General features: G+C 70.5%; 13 protein-coding genes. 10 read left to right on the top strand and 3 right to left on the bottom strand.

What is annotated here, in order from left to right; translation table 11 throughout:
• Positions 1 to 26: 26 nt before the first annotated feature.
• Positions 27 to 1490 (bottom strand): DUF222 domain-containing protein, encoded by a 1464-nt coding sequence (locus ACFC1J_RS11440; RefSeq protein WP_375905699.1) that lies wholly within the window; start codon positions 1488 to 1490, stop codon positions 27 to 29.
• A gap of 571 nt (positions 1491 to 2061) precedes the next feature.
• On the opposite strand from ACFC1J_RS11440, the gene ACFC1J_RS11445 reads away from it, so the two are divergent.
• From ACFC1J_RS11445 to ACFC1J_RS11465, 5 genes are all read left to right on the top strand, one after another.
• A complete protein-coding gene (locus tag ACFC1J_RS11445; protein ID WP_375905702.1) occupies positions 2062 to 2817 on the top strand; it encodes an IclR family transcriptional regulator in 756 nt (251 codons plus the stop codon).
• 427 nt (positions 2818 to 3244) lie between these two features.
• A complete protein-coding gene (locus ACFC1J_RS11450; protein WP_375905705.1) occupies positions 3245 to 4783 on the top strand; it encodes a xanthine dehydrogenase small subunit in 1539 nt (512 codons plus the stop codon).
• The gene (xdhB, locus tag ACFC1J_RS11455; protein ID WP_375905708.1) at positions 4780 to 7212 is read left to right on the top strand and encodes a xanthine dehydrogenase molybdopterin binding subunit; all 2433 of its coding nucleotides are present in this window, start codon (positions 4780 to 4782) and stop codon (positions 7210 to 7212) included. Before ACFC1J_RS11450 ends, xdhB begins: the two co-directional genes overlap by 4 nt.
• A 91-nt stretch (positions 7213 to 7303) precedes the next feature.
• Entirely contained in the window at positions 7304 to 8131 is an 828-nt protein-coding gene (gene xdhC, locus ACFC1J_RS11460) for a xanthine dehydrogenase accessory protein XdhC (RefSeq protein WP_375905711.1), read from the top strand.
• A gap of 92 nt (positions 8132 to 8223) precedes the next feature.
• The gene (locus ACFC1J_RS11465) at positions 8224 to 8985 is read left to right on the top strand and encodes a class I SAM-dependent methyltransferase (protein ID WP_375905714.1); all 762 of its coding nucleotides are present in this window, start codon (positions 8224 to 8226) and stop codon (positions 8983 to 8985) included.
• Between the two features lie 145 nt (positions 8986 to 9130).
• On the opposite strand, the gene ACFC1J_RS11470 is transcribed toward ACFC1J_RS11465, so the two are convergent.
• Complete coding sequence (locus tag ACFC1J_RS11470) at positions 9131 to 10675, bottom strand: NCS2 family permease (RefSeq protein ID WP_375905717.1); 1545 nt, start codon at positions 10673 to 10675, stop codon at positions 9131 to 9133.
• Positions 10676 to 10703: 28 nt separating this feature from the next.
• Positions 10704 to 11213 (bottom strand): nucleoside deaminase, encoded by a 510-nt coding sequence (locus ACFC1J_RS11475; protein WP_375905719.1) that lies wholly within the window; start codon positions 11211 to 11213, stop codon positions 10704 to 10706.
• A gap of 243 nt (positions 11214 to 11456) precedes the next feature.
• Here ACFC1J_RS11475 and ACFC1J_RS11480 point away from each other — a divergent pair, with 243 nt between their 5' ends.
• The 5 genes from ACFC1J_RS11480 to moaA all read left to right on the top strand — a co-directional run bounded on the left by ACFC1J_RS11480 (position 11457) and on the right by moaA (position 15903).
• The gene (locus ACFC1J_RS11480; protein ID WP_375905721.1) at positions 11457 to 11864 is read left to right on the top strand and encodes a molybdopterin-binding protein; all 408 of its coding nucleotides are present in this window, start codon (positions 11457 to 11459) and stop codon (positions 11862 to 11864) included.
• Entirely contained in the window at positions 11861 to 12667 is an 807-nt protein-coding gene (modA, locus tag ACFC1J_RS11485) for a molybdate ABC transporter substrate-binding protein (RefSeq protein WP_375905724.1), read from the top strand. Before ACFC1J_RS11480 ends, modA begins: the two co-directional genes overlap by 4 nt.
• A complete protein-coding gene (locus ACFC1J_RS11490; protein ID WP_375905727.1) occupies positions 12664 to 13482 on the top strand; it encodes an ABC transporter permease in 819 nt (272 codons plus the stop codon). The genes modA and ACFC1J_RS11490 overlap by 4 nt, the downstream gene beginning before the upstream one ends.
• 35 nt (positions 13483 to 13517) lie before the next feature.
• Entirely contained in the window at positions 13518 to 14594 is a 1077-nt protein-coding gene (locus ACFC1J_RS11495) for an ABC transporter ATP-binding protein (RefSeq protein WP_375905730.1), read from the top strand.
• 184 nt (positions 14595 to 14778) lie between these two features.
• Positions 14779 to 15903, top strand: a complete 1125-nt coding sequence (gene moaA, locus ACFC1J_RS11500; protein ID WP_375905733.1) for a GTP 3',8-cyclase MoaA — start codon at positions 14779 to 14781, stop codon at positions 15901 to 15903.
• Positions 15904 to 15936: the final 33 nt, after the last annotated feature.

Below are 15936 nucleotides of genomic sequence, written 5' to 3' on the forward strand. Positions count from 1 at the left end.
GACGGTCGGGGTGAACACCGTGCTGGTCAGAATCCGAGGGTCTCTGGGTCGGTTTCCGGGGGTGGGTCGGGGTCTTCGATGGTGAAGGTGACGGGTGTGGGTGGCTGGTCGGTGTAGCTGGCGCCGGTGGGGCTGGTCCATTCGAGGATGCCGGCGCCGTGTTGTTTCACTGTCCAGGCGGTCTGGTGTTTGAGGACGTGGTGGCGTCGGCAGAGTCCGCCGAGGTTTCCTTCTTCGGTGGGTCCGCCGTGGGCGGCGTCGATGGTGTGGTCGAGGTCTTGGGTGTGGGGTGGGAGTCCGCAGGTCGGGAACCGGCATCGGGAGTCTCTCGCGTGCAGGAGGCGGCGCAGGTCCGTGTTGGGCCGGTAGTGGTCGACGGCGAGGATCGCCCCGGTGATCGGGTGGGTGAGGACACGTTCCCACGCGGTGACCCGGCCGGCGAGGGTGCGGGCGGTGTGAGTGTCGATGGGTTGCCCGCCGGCGAGTTCGGCGGGTTGTGCGGTGCGGACGCGGAACGAGGGGCGGGATCCCGCCGGCGACCCGCATCCATCGACAGTAGTACCGGCAGTGCCGGCCCCTTCGGTGGCGTCCCCGGCGACGAGGGTGAGCACTGGCACGGTGACTTCGACCCGCGCCTGGATCGCACGGAGCAGTCCGGCGGTGGTGTCGTGCCCGGACGCGGCCCCGGTGAGCAGCGTGTCCGCACACAAGTCGGCGCGCAGCTGATCCATGGTCCGCTCATCGCCGGGATCGCCGAGCCCGTCCGGATCAGGGGCAGCCCCACCGGCCTCGTCCTTCTTGGCCTGCGCGTTCGCGAGAGTGATGGCTCGTGCCTGCTGGGTGAGCCGGTCATAGATCCCGTCGATCACGGCGGCGGAGTGGATCACCCCCAGCGCCTTCTGCCCGTCGCCCAGGTCTTCCCGCCACACCCGACGCAGCTCCTGTGCATCCCGGTGCCTGTCGGTGAGGCTCCGCGGTGCGAGCCGTTCCGCGACCCGCTCCACGATCCGTTTCGCCCGATGCGGGGTCTCCCCGGCACACGCCTCCACCGCAATCCCTTCGAACTCGGCCCGCACCGTCTCGTCGAGTCGGGCGCCGGCGTCTTGGATCACGCGGACGTGGGCGGCGTTGATCCGTGCTTCCCCGAACGCCCGCATGACTTCCGGGAACTTCGTCATCAGATCCGCGGCCCGCGCCATGCGGGCCTGCACGACCCGGTCCGACATCCGCAGCACCCCGGCCAGCTCGGCCGCGACCGACCGTGCCGCCAAATCCACCGACTCACCCCGCACGGAGGCGCTACCGGCGTCCCTGGCGGCGATCTCCTCGGCCACGCGCTGCGCGGCGGCGAGCTGCGCGTCCCGCAACGCCTGGAACCGGATGATCGCCCCCTCGGCCGCCGCCACGCCCTCTCTCAGCATGCGCAGCACCGTGACCGGATCCACCGGGTCAACCCCGGGATCCACCACCGCACCCGCCGAGTTCGTCATGGGTCAAGTCAACACCGGGCCACCGACATTCCCACCCCGAATTCACCAGATCAGCGCAACAAACCTCCTCAACCAGCGTCGTCCCTGTCAGCGCACGCCATAGCGTGCGCTGACAGGGACGACTCGGAGATGGAAAGGCTCCTGGTGAGCCCGACCAACCCACTGAACCCGGCCGCCCCACCGAGCGCTGACCCCGGCCGACCCACTAAGCACGCTGACCCCGGCCGACCCGCGGAGCCGGCTGAACCCCGCCGAGCCCAGTGAGCCCGGCCGTCCGCTGAGCCTGGTGAGCCCCGCCGGCCACTGAGCCGATGAGCGCAGCCGACCCAGCAATCCCAGCCGGCCCAGTGAGCCCGCTGAGCCCGCTGAGCCCGGCGAGCCAGGGCGGGCCCGGCGGGCGCGGTAGGTCCGGTGAACCCGCCGAGGCGGCTCAGCCGTGCGGGGAACCGATGACCTGTGCCGTGCGGAGAGCGGCGTCGGCCGCCTGAGGCCCCTCGTGGGATACTCTGCTCGGGAATCATCCTTCCGGCATGCGGATACTCGCGCCCGGATCAGAGCCGAGAGGATCCGCATGGCCGCTGAGGGCTCTACCGGCGTCAAGTCCGTCTCCCGCGTCTTCGACCTGCTCGAGCTCATCGCGGACGCGGGCGGCGACGCTACGATCAGTCAGCTCGCGGCCGCCGCGGAGCTGCCGCTGCCCACGATCCACCGTCTGCTGCGCACTCTGGTCTCACAGGGGTACGCCCGCCAGCTGGCCAATCGCCGCTACGCGCTCGGCCCGAAGCTCGTGCGCCTGGGCGAGGTCGCTAACCGCCAATTCGGCCAGATGGCGATGCCCCAGCTGAAGTCTCTGGTGGACCGGCTCGGCGAGACGGCGAACCTCGCCACGATCGACGGCGACAACGTCGTCTACGTCTCGCAGGCGCCGTCGCCGCACGCCATGCGCATGTTCACCGAGGTCGGCGGTCGCGCGCACCTGCACTCGACGAGCGTGGGCAAGGCGATCCTCGCGCAACTCAGCGATGACCAGGTGCGCGACATCATCGCCCGCGCCGGGATGCCGCACTCCACCGACCGTTCGCTCGACACCATCGACGAGCTGCTCGCCGATCTCGCCGTCAGCCGTGAGCGCGGCTACGCGGTCGACGACGGCGAGCACGAAGTGGGCGTGCGCTGCTTCGCGATGGCGGTGCCGAACATGCCCGTGCTCACGGCCGTCTCGGTGTCGGGTCCGATGTCGCGCGTCGGCGAGGACTTCGCCGAGCAGGCGATTCCCGTGCTGCGCGACGTCGTCGCCGAGATCTCGGCCGCGACGAACGCCCGCTGAGCCCGAGACAGGCGGATCCCGCTCTCACCAGCGGCGCGCGCTCCGCGGATGCGGTCCTGAGGGTGTGAGCGGGGCTCATCTGCGGAGCTTTCGCGCACGATGACCCGCGGCGCTTGACCTGCACCGACCTGTCGCCTTACGATTTCCATGCTCCAGAACCACTATTCCGAATCTCGGAAACTTCTGGATCGCTGAAGGCGAGGAGAGGCGATGCTGCCGAACCGTGCGAATCGTCGCGCCCCGCGCGATGCCCGACAGGACGTGACCCTCGTCCGCACATGCGCCGATCCGGGCGCACAGAACCTCGGCACCGCACCGCTGCACCGCTCCGCCGCCTTCCCGGCACGCCCCTTGTCCTGACCCTGCCCACGCGGCACGATCGCCTTAGGACAAGCGATCGAACGTGTCGCCGGATCCGAGGAGACCCATGTCTGACATCGCCGTCACCGTCAACGGACAACAGCGCCCGCTCGTGGGAACGCCCGCGCACGCCACCGCCCTGGACTGGCTGCGCGACAGCGGCCTCTCCGGCAGCAAGGAGGGCTGCGCGGAGGGCGAGTGCGGCGCGTGCGCCATGCTGCTCGCCACGCCGACGGCCGACGGCGGCACCACCTGGACCCCGGTGAACGCCTGCCTCGTGCCGGTGTACGCGCTCGACGGCCAGGAGGTCGTCACAGCCGAGGGGCTCGGGTCGGTCGAGGACCTGCACCCGGTGCAGGAGAAGCTCGCGGAGGCGGGCGGATCCCAGTGCGGCTACTGCACCCCCGGCTTCGCCTGCAGCATGGCCGGCGAGTACTACCGGGCCGACCGCACACCGGTCGAGGCCGCTTCGGCCGGCTCGGCGACCGACGCGACCGACCCAGCCGACGAGTCGTGCCCCGTCCACGATCCCGAGCACGGCCCGAACGGCTTCGACCTCCACGCGCTGAGCGGCAACCTGTGCCGCTGCACCGGATACCGTCCGATCCGCGACGCCGCCTACACGCTCGGCTCACCCGAGGCCGACGACCCGCTGCAGCAGCGCCTCGCGCGGCCCGCCCCGGAGCCGGTCGCGACCGACGCGGAGGTCGACGGGGCGCGCTTCGTCCGCCCCGCGACGCTCCCAGAGGCCCTGCGGGTCCTGCGCGACGAGAAGGACGCGCTGCTCGTCGCCGGATCCACCGACTGGGGCGTCGAGGTGAACATCCGCGGCCGTCGCGCGCCGCTCGTCGTCGCGATCGAGCAGCTCCCGGAGCTGCGCACGCTGACGATCGAAGGCGATGTCGCCTCTGGCGCCGAGGGCTACGTCGAGATCGGCGCCGCCCTCCCGCTCTCCGAGGTGGAGAAGCGCCTGGACGGGCGGATCCCCCTGCTCGCCCAGCTCTTCCCGCAGTTCGCCTCCCGCCTCATCCGCAACCGCGGCACGTTCGGCGGCAACCTCGGCACCGGATCCCCGATCGGCGACACCCCGCCGGCCCTGCTCGCCCTGCGTGCGAGCGTCGTCCTGGCCTCACTGGCCGAGGACGGATCCGGCGTCGTGCTGCGCGAGGTCGACCTGGCCGACTACTTCACCGGCTACCGGCAGACCGTCAAGCGCCCCGACGAGCTCATCAAGGCCATCCGGATCCCGCTGCCGCTCGCGACCACGACCGCCTTCCACAAGATCGCCAAGCGCCGCTTCGACGACATCTCCAGCGTCGCCGTCGCCTTCGCGCTCGACATCGACGGCGGCATCGTGACCGGCGCGACCATCGGGCTGGGCGGCGTCGCCGCCACCCCGCTGCGCGCCCGCGCCACCGAGGACGCGCTGATCGGCAAGCCCTGGAACATCGCCACCGTGAAGACGGCCGCCGAGATCCTCCGCGGCGAAGGCACGCCGATGTCCGACCACCGCGCCAGCAGCGAGTACCGCTCGCTCATGCTCAACACCGCGCTGCTCAAGCTCTACAGCGCGACCGTCATCGAGTCGAAGGAGGTGTCGGCATGAGCACACTCGCCGACCGCCCGGAGAACCCCGTCGTCGGCTTGCGGGCCGCGCACGAGAGCGCCGCCCTGCACGTCACGGGTGCGGCGATGTACACCGACGACATCGCGGAGCAGACCGCGGGGGTGCTCACCGCCTGGCCCGTGCAGTCCACGAATGCGCACGCGAAGGTCACGATCGACGCGTCAGGCGCCTACGAGGTGCCCGGCGTCGTGCGCGTGCTCACCGCCGAGGATGTGCCGGGCCTCAACGATGCGGGCATCCGCAACGACGAGCCGCTGTTCCCGAGCGAGGCGATGTTCTACGGCCACGCCCTGGTCTGGGTGCTCGGCGAGACACAGGAGGCCGCGCGCCTCGGCGCGGAGCGCGTCACGGTGGAGTACGAGCCGCTGCCGTCGCTCATCACGGTGCAGGATGCGCTCGACGCCCAGTCCTTCCAGGGCACCCCGCGCACGGTGCAGCGCGGCGACGCCGCCGCGGGTCTCGCCGCCTCGGCGCACGTCTTCGAGGGCGTGACCGAGTTCGGCGGCCAGGAGCACTTCTACCTGGAGACGCACGCGTCGTTCGCGATCCGCGACTCCGAGGGGCAGTACTTCATCCAGTGCTCCACGCAGCACCCCACCGAGACCCAGGATCTGGTCTCGCATGTGCTCGGGATCCCGGCGAACGAGATCACGGTGCAGTGCCTGCGCATGGGCGGCGGGTTCGGCGGCAAGGAGATGCAGCCGCACGGGTTCGCGGCGATCGCCGCCCTGGGCGCCAAGCTCACCGGACGCCCGGTCCGGCTGCGCCTGAACCGCACGCAGGACATCACGATGACCGGCAAGCGGCACCCGTTCCACATCGCGTGGAAGGTCGGCTTCGATGAGAACGGCCTGCTGCAGGCGCTCGACACGACCCTCACCTGCGACGGCGGCTGGTCGATCGATCTGTCCGAGCCGGTGCTGGGCCGTGCACTCTGCCACCTGGACAACTCCTACTGGATCCCCAACGTGCATGCCTACGGGCAGATCGTGAAGACCAACAAGACCTCGAACACCGCCTACCGCGGATTCGGCGGCCCGCAGGGCGTCTTCCTCATCGAGGACATCCTGGGCCGAATCGCCCCGCAGCTCGGGATCGATCCGCTCGAGCTGCGCCGGCGCAACTTCTACAAGCCGGGCCAGACCACGCCGTACGGCCAGCTCGTGAAGGACGCCGATCGGCTCGAGACGATCTGGGGCCAGCTCTCGGACGAGGCGGAGGTGGATGCGCGCCGCGAGGAGATCCGGGCGTTCAACGCCTCCAGCCCGCACGTGAAGCGCGCCCTCTCGATGACGCCGATCAAGTTCGGCATCTCGTTCAACTTCGCCGCGTTCAACCAGGCCGGCGCCCTCGTGCACGTCTACAAGGACGGCTCGATCCTCGTCAACCACGGCGGCACCGAGATGGGCCAGGGCCTGCACACCAAGATGCTGCAGGTTGCCGCGACCGCGCTCGGCGTCGAGCTGCAGCAGGTGCGCCTCGCGCCGACCCGCACCGACAAGGTACCGAACACCTCGGCCACGGCGGCGTCGTCCGGCGCCGACCTCAACGGCGGCGCGGTGAAGAACGCGTGCGAGCAGATCCGGGATCGGCTCGCGAAGGTCGCGGGGCGCATGCTCGGCGTCGACGAGCGCGACGTGCGCTTCGGCGGCGGCTTCGTGACCGCGCTCGGCGCACCGGTGAAGCGCGTCTCCTGGGGCGAGGTCGTCAAGGCGGCCTACTTCCAGCGCGTGCAGCTGTTCGCCGCCGGCTACTACCGCACCGAGGGCCTGCACTGGAATCCGGAGATCATGCAGGGCTCGCCGTTCAAGTACTTCGCGTACGGCGCCGCGGCGACCGAGGTCGAGGTGGACGAGTTCACCGGCGCCTACCGGGTGCGTCGCGTCGACATCGTGCACGACGTGGGCGACTCGCTCTCCCCGATGCTCGACATCGGCCAGATCGAGGGCGCGTACGTGCAGGGCGTGGGCTGGCTGACCCTCGAGGAGCTGCGCTGGGACACCAGCGACGGTCCGCACCGCGGCCGGCTGCAGACCCAGTCGGCGTCGACGTACAAGCTGCCGAGCTTCTCCGAGATGCCGGAGGAGTTCCACGTGCGCCTGTTCGAGAACGCGCGCGAGGAGGGAGCCGTCTACGGATCCAAGGCCGTGGGCGAGCCGCCGTTCATGCTCGCATTCAGCGCCCGCGAGGCGCTCCGCGACGCCGTGGCGGCCTTCGGTCCCGCCGGCCACTCGGTCGACCTGGGCTCCCCCGCGACGCCCGAGGCCGTATTCTGGGCCGTCCGCGCCGCCCAGGAGGCGACGTCCGGAGTTCCCGACGCCCCCGCTTCCGACGCCTTCGCTTCCGGCACCCCCGTTCCCGGCACCCCCGCGTCCGACCGCCCGCTCGTCTCCGCCGCCGGCGACTGACCACCCCACTTCCGAGTCGTCCCTGTCAGCGCACGCTATGGACTCCGCTGACGGGGACGACTCGGAAAGAGAAGAACAACTGAGGAGCATCGTGGACTGGCTGGACGCGCTGCAGGATCTGCGATCACGACGGATCCCCGCCGTGATCGTGACCCTGGCGACCGTCCGCGGCCACGCCCCGCGCAACGGCGGCGCGAAGATGGTGGTCGCCCCGGTCTCGGTGCACGGCACGGTCGGCGGTGGCAACCTCGAGCAGACCGCGATCGAGCAGGCACGGCGGATGCTCGCCGACGGATCCGCCGAACCCGAGCTGCTCACGCTCACGCTGAGCGACAAGGCCGTCACCGAGTACGGCGTGCAGTGCTGCGGAGGAGAGGTCACCATGCTGCTCGAGCCGATCCGGGTCACGCCGGCCGTCGCCGTGTTCGGGCTCGGCCACGTGGGCCTCGAGCTCGCCCGCATCCTCGCCCGGCACGAGCTCGACCTCGTGCTCGTGGACTCGCGCGAGGAGATGCTCGCCGAGGACCGGATCGGGATCCCCGGACAGCGCGGCCCGCTCGGCGACGCCGTGGCGCGCGTGCGCGTCGTGCACACGCCCGTGCCCGAAGCGGCACTCGTGGAGCTGCCCCCTGGCGCGCACGTGCTGGTCATGACGCACGACCATATCGAGGACCTCGCCATCGTCGACCAGGCGCTGCGCACGGCGGATCTCGGATCCATCGGCCTCATCGGATCCGCCTCGAAGTGGGCGCGATTCCGCACCAAGCTGCACGAACTGGGCCAGACCGACGACGACCTCGCCCGCGTCACGACCCCGATCGGGATCCCCGAGGTCGCCGGAAAGCAGCCCGCCGTGATCGCGGTGAGCGTCGCGGCCCGGATCCTGCAGCTCATCGACGAAGCCGCGCCCGCGGAGTAGGCGGCCCACCGGACGGCCGGGCGCTCCGAGAAGCCGGTTCCTCTCCACTCATTTTTATTGAACACGTTCAGTTCATCCGCTATGGTCGACCCATGACCGAGATCTCGCACCGCCCCGCCGTCGCGATCGCATCCCCCGACGCCGCCCCGCCCTACGACGCCGGCGACGTGCGGCGACTGTTCGACCGCATGGCGACCTCGTACGACCGGATGAACGTCGCCCTGTCGCTGGGCTTCGCGACGCTGTGGCGGCGGCAGCTGCTCCGACTGGTCGGCGCGACCGGATCCCCGCGCCGCGTGCTCGATCTGATGAGCGGACGCGGCGAGACCTGGACCGAGATCGAACGCCGCCTCCCGCAGGCCGAGATCACGGCGGTCGATTTCTCCGCGCAGATGATGGCACACGCCGAGACCCGGAGCCGCGCCCGCTTCGGCGGACGGGTGCGACTACGGCAGGAGGACGCGCTGAACGGAACGGCCGAGCGCGCGTCCTTCGATGTCGTCGTCAGTGCCTATGGGCTGAAGACCTTCGACGCCCCACAGCTGGAGCGCCTCGCGTCCGAGGTCGCGCGGGTGCTGCGCCCCGGCGGGTCCTTCGCCTTCATCGACGTCACCGAGCCCGCCTGCCGCGCACTGAGGATCGCCTACCTCGCATACTTGCGCTGGATCGTCCCGCTGGCGGCAGTCCTGCTGCTCTCCGATCCGGCCGAGTACCGGATGCTGCACCGCTATCTCGCGGGCTTCGGCGACGGCTCCCGCGCCGTCGAGGCCTTCCGGTCGCAGCCCGGCCTGCACGTCGAGGTGCGGCGGCTTTTCTTCGGCTGCGCGACGAGCATCAGCGGACGACGGACCTGATCGCGCGCCGCCGTCCGCAGGTCGGCGACTCGCGCCTCAACCTGCCGCCCTTCGACGACCAGGCCGGGCGCGCGACCCTCCTCGAGGAGATCAGCGCCGAAGCCCCCGATCCGCGGAGGGTGGATCGGGGGCTTCGAACGACTGCTCAACGGCTGAGGATCTGCTCCACGGGGCCGCGAACGAAGTAGAGCGCGAATCCGGCGGCGACGATCCACATCAGCCAATGGACCTTCCTGGCCCGTCCGGACAGGACGTTGATGAGCGCCCAGGAGATGCAGCCGACGCCGATGCCGTTGGCGATCGAGTAGGTCAGCGGCATCGTCACGATCGTGAGGAAGGCCGGGAGGGCGACCGCGAAGTTGGTGAACTTGATCTCGCGGATCTGTCCCATCATCATCGCGCCGACGATCACGAGAGCGGCCGAGCCGACCTCGATCGGAACCACGAGCGTGAGCGGCGTCAAGAACATCGACAGCAGGAACAGTACGCCGACCACCAGCGAGGCGAGACCCGTGCGGGCGCCCTCGCCGATGCCGGAGGCGCTGTCGACGTAGACCGTGTTCGACGAGGTCGAGGTCATGCCGCCGGCGACGGCACCGAAGCCCTCGACGACGAACGCGGAGCGCAGCCGCGGGAACGTGCCGTCCTTGTAGGCCAGACCTGCGTTCTTCGCGAGACCGGTCATCGTGCCCATCGCGTCGAAGAAGTTCGAGAACACCAGGGTGAACACGAGCATCGTCGCCGACAGCGCACCGACGTGTCCGAAGGCGCCGAACAGGTCGAACCGCCCCACCAGGCTGAAGTCCGGAACGGTGACCAGGGAGCTCGGCAGCTCGGGGATCGTCATGTGCCAGCCGTTCGGATCCTTGAATGAGGGCCCGAGCTGCAGCACCGCCTGGGCGATGAGCGCGACGATCGTGGTCGCGACGATGCCGATCAGGATGCCGCCAGGAACCTTCCGTGCGACGAGGATGCCGATGACGACGAGCCCCAGCAGGAAGATGAGCGTCGGGACCGAGGTGATGGATCCGTCGCTTCCGAGCTGCACCGGCGGGCCACCGGGGCCCGTGGTGCGGTTGACGAAGCCCGAGTCGACGAATCCGATGAAGGCGATGAACAGACCGATGCCCACGGTGATCGCGGCCTTGAGCGGCTGCGGCACGGCGTGGAAGATCGCGGTCCGGATGCCGGTGGCTCCGAACAGCACGATCAGGATGCCGTTGATGACCACGAGCCCCATGGCCTCGGCCCAGGTCACCTGGCCGACGACCGCGACCGCGAGGAAGGAGTTGATGCCGAGACCGGCGGCGAGTGCGAAGGGCAGCCGCGCGATCACGCCGAACAGGATCGTCATGACGCCGGCGGTGAGGCCGGTCGCGGCGCCGATCTGCGCCGCATCCAGGGCGTGGCCCGCGACGTCCTTCGTGCCGCCGAGGATCAGCGGGTTGAGGATGACGATGTACGCCATCGTGACGAAGGTCACGATGCCGCCCCGGATCTCACGACCGACGGTCGAACCGCGGCGGGTGATGCTGAAGAACCGGTCGAGACCGTTCTTGGGCTCGACCGCGACGGTCGAGGTGGCGCCGGTCTTCAGGGGAGGAAGTGTTTCCTCCTGGCGAGAGAACAGCGCGGTGGCCTCATTCTCGGGTGTTCCCTCGGCTTCGGGGGCGGGAGTGGGTGACGTCATTGTCTTCTCCTGGATTCTTCGGGTCGGGTCAGTACTCGATACGGGTGGCGTTGAGGTTCCACTCGGTGAAGGGCGCGACGCGCTCCTCAGCGGGCAGGGCGATGTCGGAGACGGGCATGAGCGCCTTGTCCTCCGGCCCTCCCTCGAAATAGCGGTAGAACACCGCGTCGTCGAAGCCGGCGTCGGCGGCGTCGTCACGGTTGGCCGCGAAGTACACGCGGTCGACGCGCGCCCACAGCGACGTGGCGAGGCACATCGGGCACGGCTCGCAGCTCGTGTAGAGGGTGGCGCCGGAGAGGTCGAACGTGCCCAGCTGCTGGCATGCGTTGCGGATCGCGGTCACTTCGGCGTGCGCCGACGGATCGAGGTTCGCGGTCACCCGGTTGACGCCTTCGAACACCCGGCCGTCGGCCGAGACGATGAGGGCGCCGAACGGACCTCCGGCGTTTCGGACGTTGTCCGTGGCGAGGGCGACAGCCTGAGCGAGATACTCGGCGGGCGTCGCAGCAGCGGACGAAGGCACACTGGTGCTGTTCATGGAGAGCTTCCTTGCTGTCGTCGCAGTGATACGGCTTCCGGTCGAGCCCTTCGTCGGGCCCTTCCTCGAGATAAGTACGTCGAACCGCTAGGTTGTCATCCCGCCTCCGGCTGTCGGTACGGCCTCGGGCTGGAATGACACTAACAGCGTTCCCCTGTCGCGTCCATCGTTTTTTGGAACCTGGCTTCCACATTGCGATATTCCATGTTGCTTCTCCGCATTCGCGGCGCTATGGTCATCGCCATGACGCATTTTCGGATCCGCGAGGCTGCCAGCCTTCTGGGGGTCAGCGATGACACCGTGCGCCGCTGGGCCGCGGACGGCATCCTGACCCTGTCCACCGATGCGACGGGCCACCAGGTCGTGCCCGGCGCCGAGCTCGCCGAACGAGCCCAGGCGCTTGCGAACGAACCGGATCCGGGCGACAACCTGCTGCGCAGCGCACGCAATCGCTTCGTGGGCCTCGTCACGGCCGTGCGCGTCGAGGGACTGATGGCGCAGATCGAGCTGCAGAGCGGCCCGCACCGCATCGTGTCGCTCATGAGCGCCGAGGCCGCCGCCGAACTCGGTCTCGAGGTCGGGAGCAAGGCCGTCGCCGTCACCAAGGCCACCATGATGATCATCGAGACCGAAAAGACCGAGTCCCGATGACCCGATCCACCCGTCTGTCTGCGATCGCCGCGACGGCTCTCGCCGCAGCACTCGCCCTGACCGCGTGCTCCGGCTCGGCACCGGCCGCGACGCCGACGCCCGCGAGCACCGCCGCGGCCTCGACCGTGAGCGGCGAGCTCACCGTGTTCGCCGCGGCGTCGCTGAGCCAGGCGTTCGACCGGATCACCACGGCGTTCGAAGCGGAGAACCCGAAGGTCCACGTCAACCCGATCACGTACGACGGATCCTCGACCCTCGCGACGCAGATCATCGAGGGCGCGCCGGTCGACGTGTTCGCCTCGGCCGACCAGAAGAACATGGACAAGGTGACTCAGGCAGGCCTCGCCGGCGACGCCCCCGTATTCACGACGAACGTCCTGCAGATCGCGGTCGCCCCCGGGAACCCGCTCGAGGTCAAGGATCTCGCCTCGCTCGCGGATCCGGGGCTGAAGGTCGTGCTGTGCGCCCCCGCCGTGCCGTGCGGCAATGCCGCGAAGACCCTGCTCGATGCGGCGGGCGTGACCGCGACGCCGGCCAGCGAGGAGCAGAACGTGACGGCGGTGCTCGCCAAGGTCAAGGCCGGAGAGGCCGACGCCGGGCTGGTGTACGCGACCGACGTCAAGGCCGCGGGATCCGCCGTGACCGGGATCGCGATCGCGGGCGCCGACAAGGCGACCAACACGTATCCGATCGCGGTGCTCAAAGCCTCGAAGAACGCCGAGGCCGCCGCCGCGTTCCAGACCTTCGTGCTGTCGGACAAGGGCCAGAAGATCCTCGAGGATCTGGGGTTCGGCGGCGCATGAGCACCGCGGACCGGAGAACGCCGCGCGGGGAGGGGCTGCCGGCCTGGCTGCTGATCCCGGCGATCCTCGCGGTGCTGCTGCTGGTGCTGCCCTTCGTCGCGCTGCTGGTGCGGCTGGACTGGGCGACGGTTCCGGCGGCGATCACGTCTCCCGCAGCGCTGCAGGCGCTCGGGCTCTCCCTGAGCACCGCCGCGATCGCGACCGTGATCTGCACGATCCTCGGGGTGCCGCTCGCGGTCGCGATGGCGCGCAGTCCCGGCTGGCTGGCCTCGGTCCTGCGCACGCTGACCACCCTGCCGCTCGTGCTGCCCCCTCTCGTCGGGGGCATCGCGCTGCTCGCCCTGCTCGGGCGCAACGGCCTGCTCGGCGGAGCACTGGCCGTCGCGGGCATCAGGATCCCGTTCACGACCGCGGCCGTGGTCATCGCGCAGGCGTTCGTCGCACTGCCGTTCCTGGTGATCTCGATCGAGGGCGCGCTGCGGGCGATCGGCACCGAGCACGAGCGGGTCGCGGCGGGTCTCGGCGCGAGCAGGTTCACCGTCTTCCGCAGGGTGACGCTGCCGCTCGCCGCTCCTGGGCTCATCGCGGGCACCGTGCTGTGCTTCGCACGGGCGCTCGGCGAGTTCGGCGCGACTGCGCTGTTCGCGGGCAACGCCGCCGGGGTCACCCGCACGATGCCGCTCGCGATCTACACGGCCTTCAACGGCGCCGGCGTCGAGGAGGACACGGCGATCGCCCTGTCGCTCCTGCTGATCCTCGTCGCCCTCGCGGTGCTCGTGCTGGTGCGCGGCTGGCGGGCGGGGGCCGTGCGATGAGAGTCGATCTGAGCGCTCAGCGCGGCGGATTCGCGATGTCTGCCGCGTTCGAGGCGCAGCCGGGCGAGATCCTCGCGGTGATCGGACCGAATGGATCCGGCAAGTCGACGCTGCTGAACGCGATCGCGGGCCTCATCCCCGCCGCCGGATCCGTTGCGGTCGGCGAGCGTGTGCTCGATGCCCCCGCCGGCCCCGGCGCGCTGCGCGGGATCCACGTGCCGTCGGCGCGGCGCCGCATCGCGCTGCTCGGTCAGCGCCCGCTGCTGTTCCCGCACCTGTCCGTGCGCGAGAACGTGGCGTTCGGGCCGCGCGCACAGGGCGTTCCGCGCGCCGAGGCCAGGCGTCGCGCCGAGCGGCGACTGGAGGAGGTGGGGCTCGGCGGCCTCGCCGCGCGCCGTCCCGCCGAGCTCTCCGGCGGGCAGCAGCAGCGCGCCGCGATCGCGCGCGCTCTCGCCTCCGAGCCCGATGCGCTGCTGCTGGACGAGCCGTTCGCCGCGCTCGACGTGCCCTCCGCCGCGCAGGCCCGCCGCCTCATCGCCGCGCAGCAGGGCGAGAGTCCCGCGATCCCGATCGTGCTCGTCACGCACGATCCGATGGACGCGCTGATCCTCGCCGCTCGCACGCTCGTGATGCACGACGGATCCGTCGTGCAGGGCGGCAGCACCGCCGAGGTGCTGGGGCATCCGCGTTCGGAGTTCGTGGCCGCACTCGCCGGCGTGAACCGCCTCGAGGCGGTTGGCGCGGGCGACGGCGCCGTCGCCGTCGCCGCGGAAGCGCTCCTGTTCCGCGGGCAGGGCGATGCGCTGCAGGCCGGCGAGGCCGGCAGCGTCGTGTTCGCCCCGGGTTCCGTGCGGATGGATCCGCTCGGCGACTCCGGGAGCCCCGGACTCTCCGCGACCCCGGATTCCGCCTCGGCGCCGAACCGCTGGACGGGCCGCGTCGCACAGCTCGATCCGGTCCCCGGCGGGATCCGCCTGCACACCGCGGAGCATCCCGGGGTCGCCGTGGACTGCCCCTCGACGCATGCCGTGGGCCTCGGCCTGCACCCCGGACAGCGCCTGTCGTTCCGCATCGACGAGGGCGACGTCTCGATCCGCGCCGGCCTCCGCTGAGCCTCGAGCCGGTCCCTGAGCGAGCGGAGCGAGACGAAGGGCGTCCCGCGGCCCCGGTTGAGCCCGCACCGGTCCCTGAGCGCGCGGAGCGAGACGAAGGGCGTCCCGCGGCCCCGTGTTGCGCTGCGCGGATCCCGCTCCCTCTCAGCGGTGCTACGGTTGCCCATCGAAAGGGGGCCGACCGATGACGATCTCGCCGCGATCACTCGAGACCGATGCCGCTCCGGCGCGCACCGGCTCCTCCCCCGACGTCCCTCGAAGCGCTCGGCGACTGCCCTCGACCGGCGTCCTCGACGCCCGCGACCGTCCTCTGCGCGACCTCCGGATCTCCGTCACGGACCGGTGCAACTTCCGGTGCGTCTATTGCATGCCGCGCGAGGTCTTCGGCCGCGACTATGCATTCCTGGAACGGCATGAACTGCTCACCTTCGAGGAGATCGAGCGGATCGCGCGGGCCGCTCTCGCGAACGGCGTCCGCAAGCTGCGCCTCACCGGAGGCGAGCCGCTGCTGCGTCGCGGGATCGAAGATCTGGTCGCACGGCTCGCCGCTCTCCGCACCCTCGACGGCGCCAAGCCCGAGATCGCGTTGACGACGAACGGATCCGCTCTCGCCGTCAAGGCCGCAGCCCTCAAAGAGGCGGGCGTCGACCGCGTCACGGTGTCGATCGATTCCCTCGACGATCAGCTATTCCGCCGCATGAACGACGTCGAGTTCCCCGTCGCGCGCGTGCTGCAGGGCATCGACGCGGCACAGGCCGCCGGCATGCCGGTGAAGCTCAACACCGTCGTCAAGCGAGGACTCAACGACGGCGAGATCCTGAGCCTCGCGGAGTACTTCCGCGGCACGGGTCATGTGCTCCGCTTCATCGAATACATGGACGTCGGCGCGACCAACGGCTGGAGCCTGGACGAGGTGGTCCCCTCGGCGGAGATCGTCGAGACGATCGACGCGCGCTTCCCGCTCGAGCCCGTCTCCCCGGCCGCGACCGGCGAGACCGCGAAGCGCTGGCGCTACGCCGACAGGTCCGGGGAGATCGGTGTGATCTCGTCCGTCACGAACGCGTTCTGCGGCACCTGCAATCGCGCGCGACTCTCCACCGAAGGGCGCCTGTTCACGTGCCTGTTCGCGACCGAGGGCCACGACCTGCGCGCGCTGCTGCGCGGCGGCGCGGACGATGCGGAGCTCACCGCGACGCTCGCTCGGATCTGGGGCATCCGCGACGACCGCTACTCCGAGATCCGCTCGAGTCTCACTCCCGAGCTGCGCGCCGCCCGCGACCGCATCGAGATGAGCTACATCGGCGGCTGAGTGGGGCTGCACCTTTGCGGCATGTCTCACCCG

This window comes from Microbacterium sp. NPDC056052 (assembly GCF_042266785.1).
Classification (GTDB): domain Bacteria; phylum Actinomycetota; class Actinomycetes; order Actinomycetales; family Microbacteriaceae; genus Microbacterium.

Bases quoted from the DNA above. Each gene is read 5' to 3' on its own strand.
- ACFC1J_RS11475 (WP_375905719.1), bottom strand. From the start codon at position 11,213: ATGAACAGCACCAGTGTGCCTTCGTCCGCTGCTGCGACGCCCGCCGAG.
- ACFC1J_RS11445 (WP_375905702.1), top strand. From the start codon at position 2,062: ATGGCCGCTGAGGGCTCTACCGGCGTCAAGTCCGTCTCCCGCGTCTTC.
- modA (WP_375905724.1), top strand. From the start codon at position 11,861: ATGACCCGATCCACCCGTCTGTCTGCGATCGCCGCGACGGCTCTCGCC.
- ACFC1J_RS11440 (WP_375905699.1), bottom strand. From the start codon at position 1,490: ATGACGAACTCGGCGGGTGCGGTGGTGGATCCCGGGGTTGACCCGGTG.
- ACFC1J_RS11495 (WP_375905730.1), top strand. From the start codon at position 13,518: ATGTCTGCCGCGTTCGAGGCGCAGCCGGGCGAGATCCTCGCGGTGATC.
- ACFC1J_RS11470 (WP_375905717.1), bottom strand. From the start codon at position 10,675: ATGACGTCACCCACTCCCGCCCCCGAAGCCGAGGGAACACCCGAGAAT.
- moaA (WP_375905733.1), top strand. From the start codon at position 14,779: ATGACGATCTCGCCGCGATCACTCGAGACCGATGCCGCTCCGGCGCGC.
- ACFC1J_RS11480 (WP_375905721.1), top strand. From the start codon at position 11,457: ATGACGCATTTTCGGATCCGCGAGGCTGCCAGCCTTCTGGGGGTCAGC.
- xdhB (WP_375905708.1), top strand. From the start codon at position 4,780: ATGAGCACACTCGCCGACCGCCCGGAGAACCCCGTCGTCGGCTTGCGG.
- ACFC1J_RS11450 (WP_375905705.1), top strand. From the start codon at position 3,245: ATGTCTGACATCGCCGTCACCGTCAACGGACAACAGCGCCCGCTCGTG.
- ACFC1J_RS11490 (WP_375905727.1), top strand. From the start codon at position 12,664: ATGAGCACCGCGGACCGGAGAACGCCGCGCGGGGAGGGGCTGCCGGCC.
- ACFC1J_RS11465 (WP_375905714.1), top strand. From the start codon at position 8,224: ATGACCGAGATCTCGCACCGCCCCGCCGTCGCGATCGCATCCCCCGAC.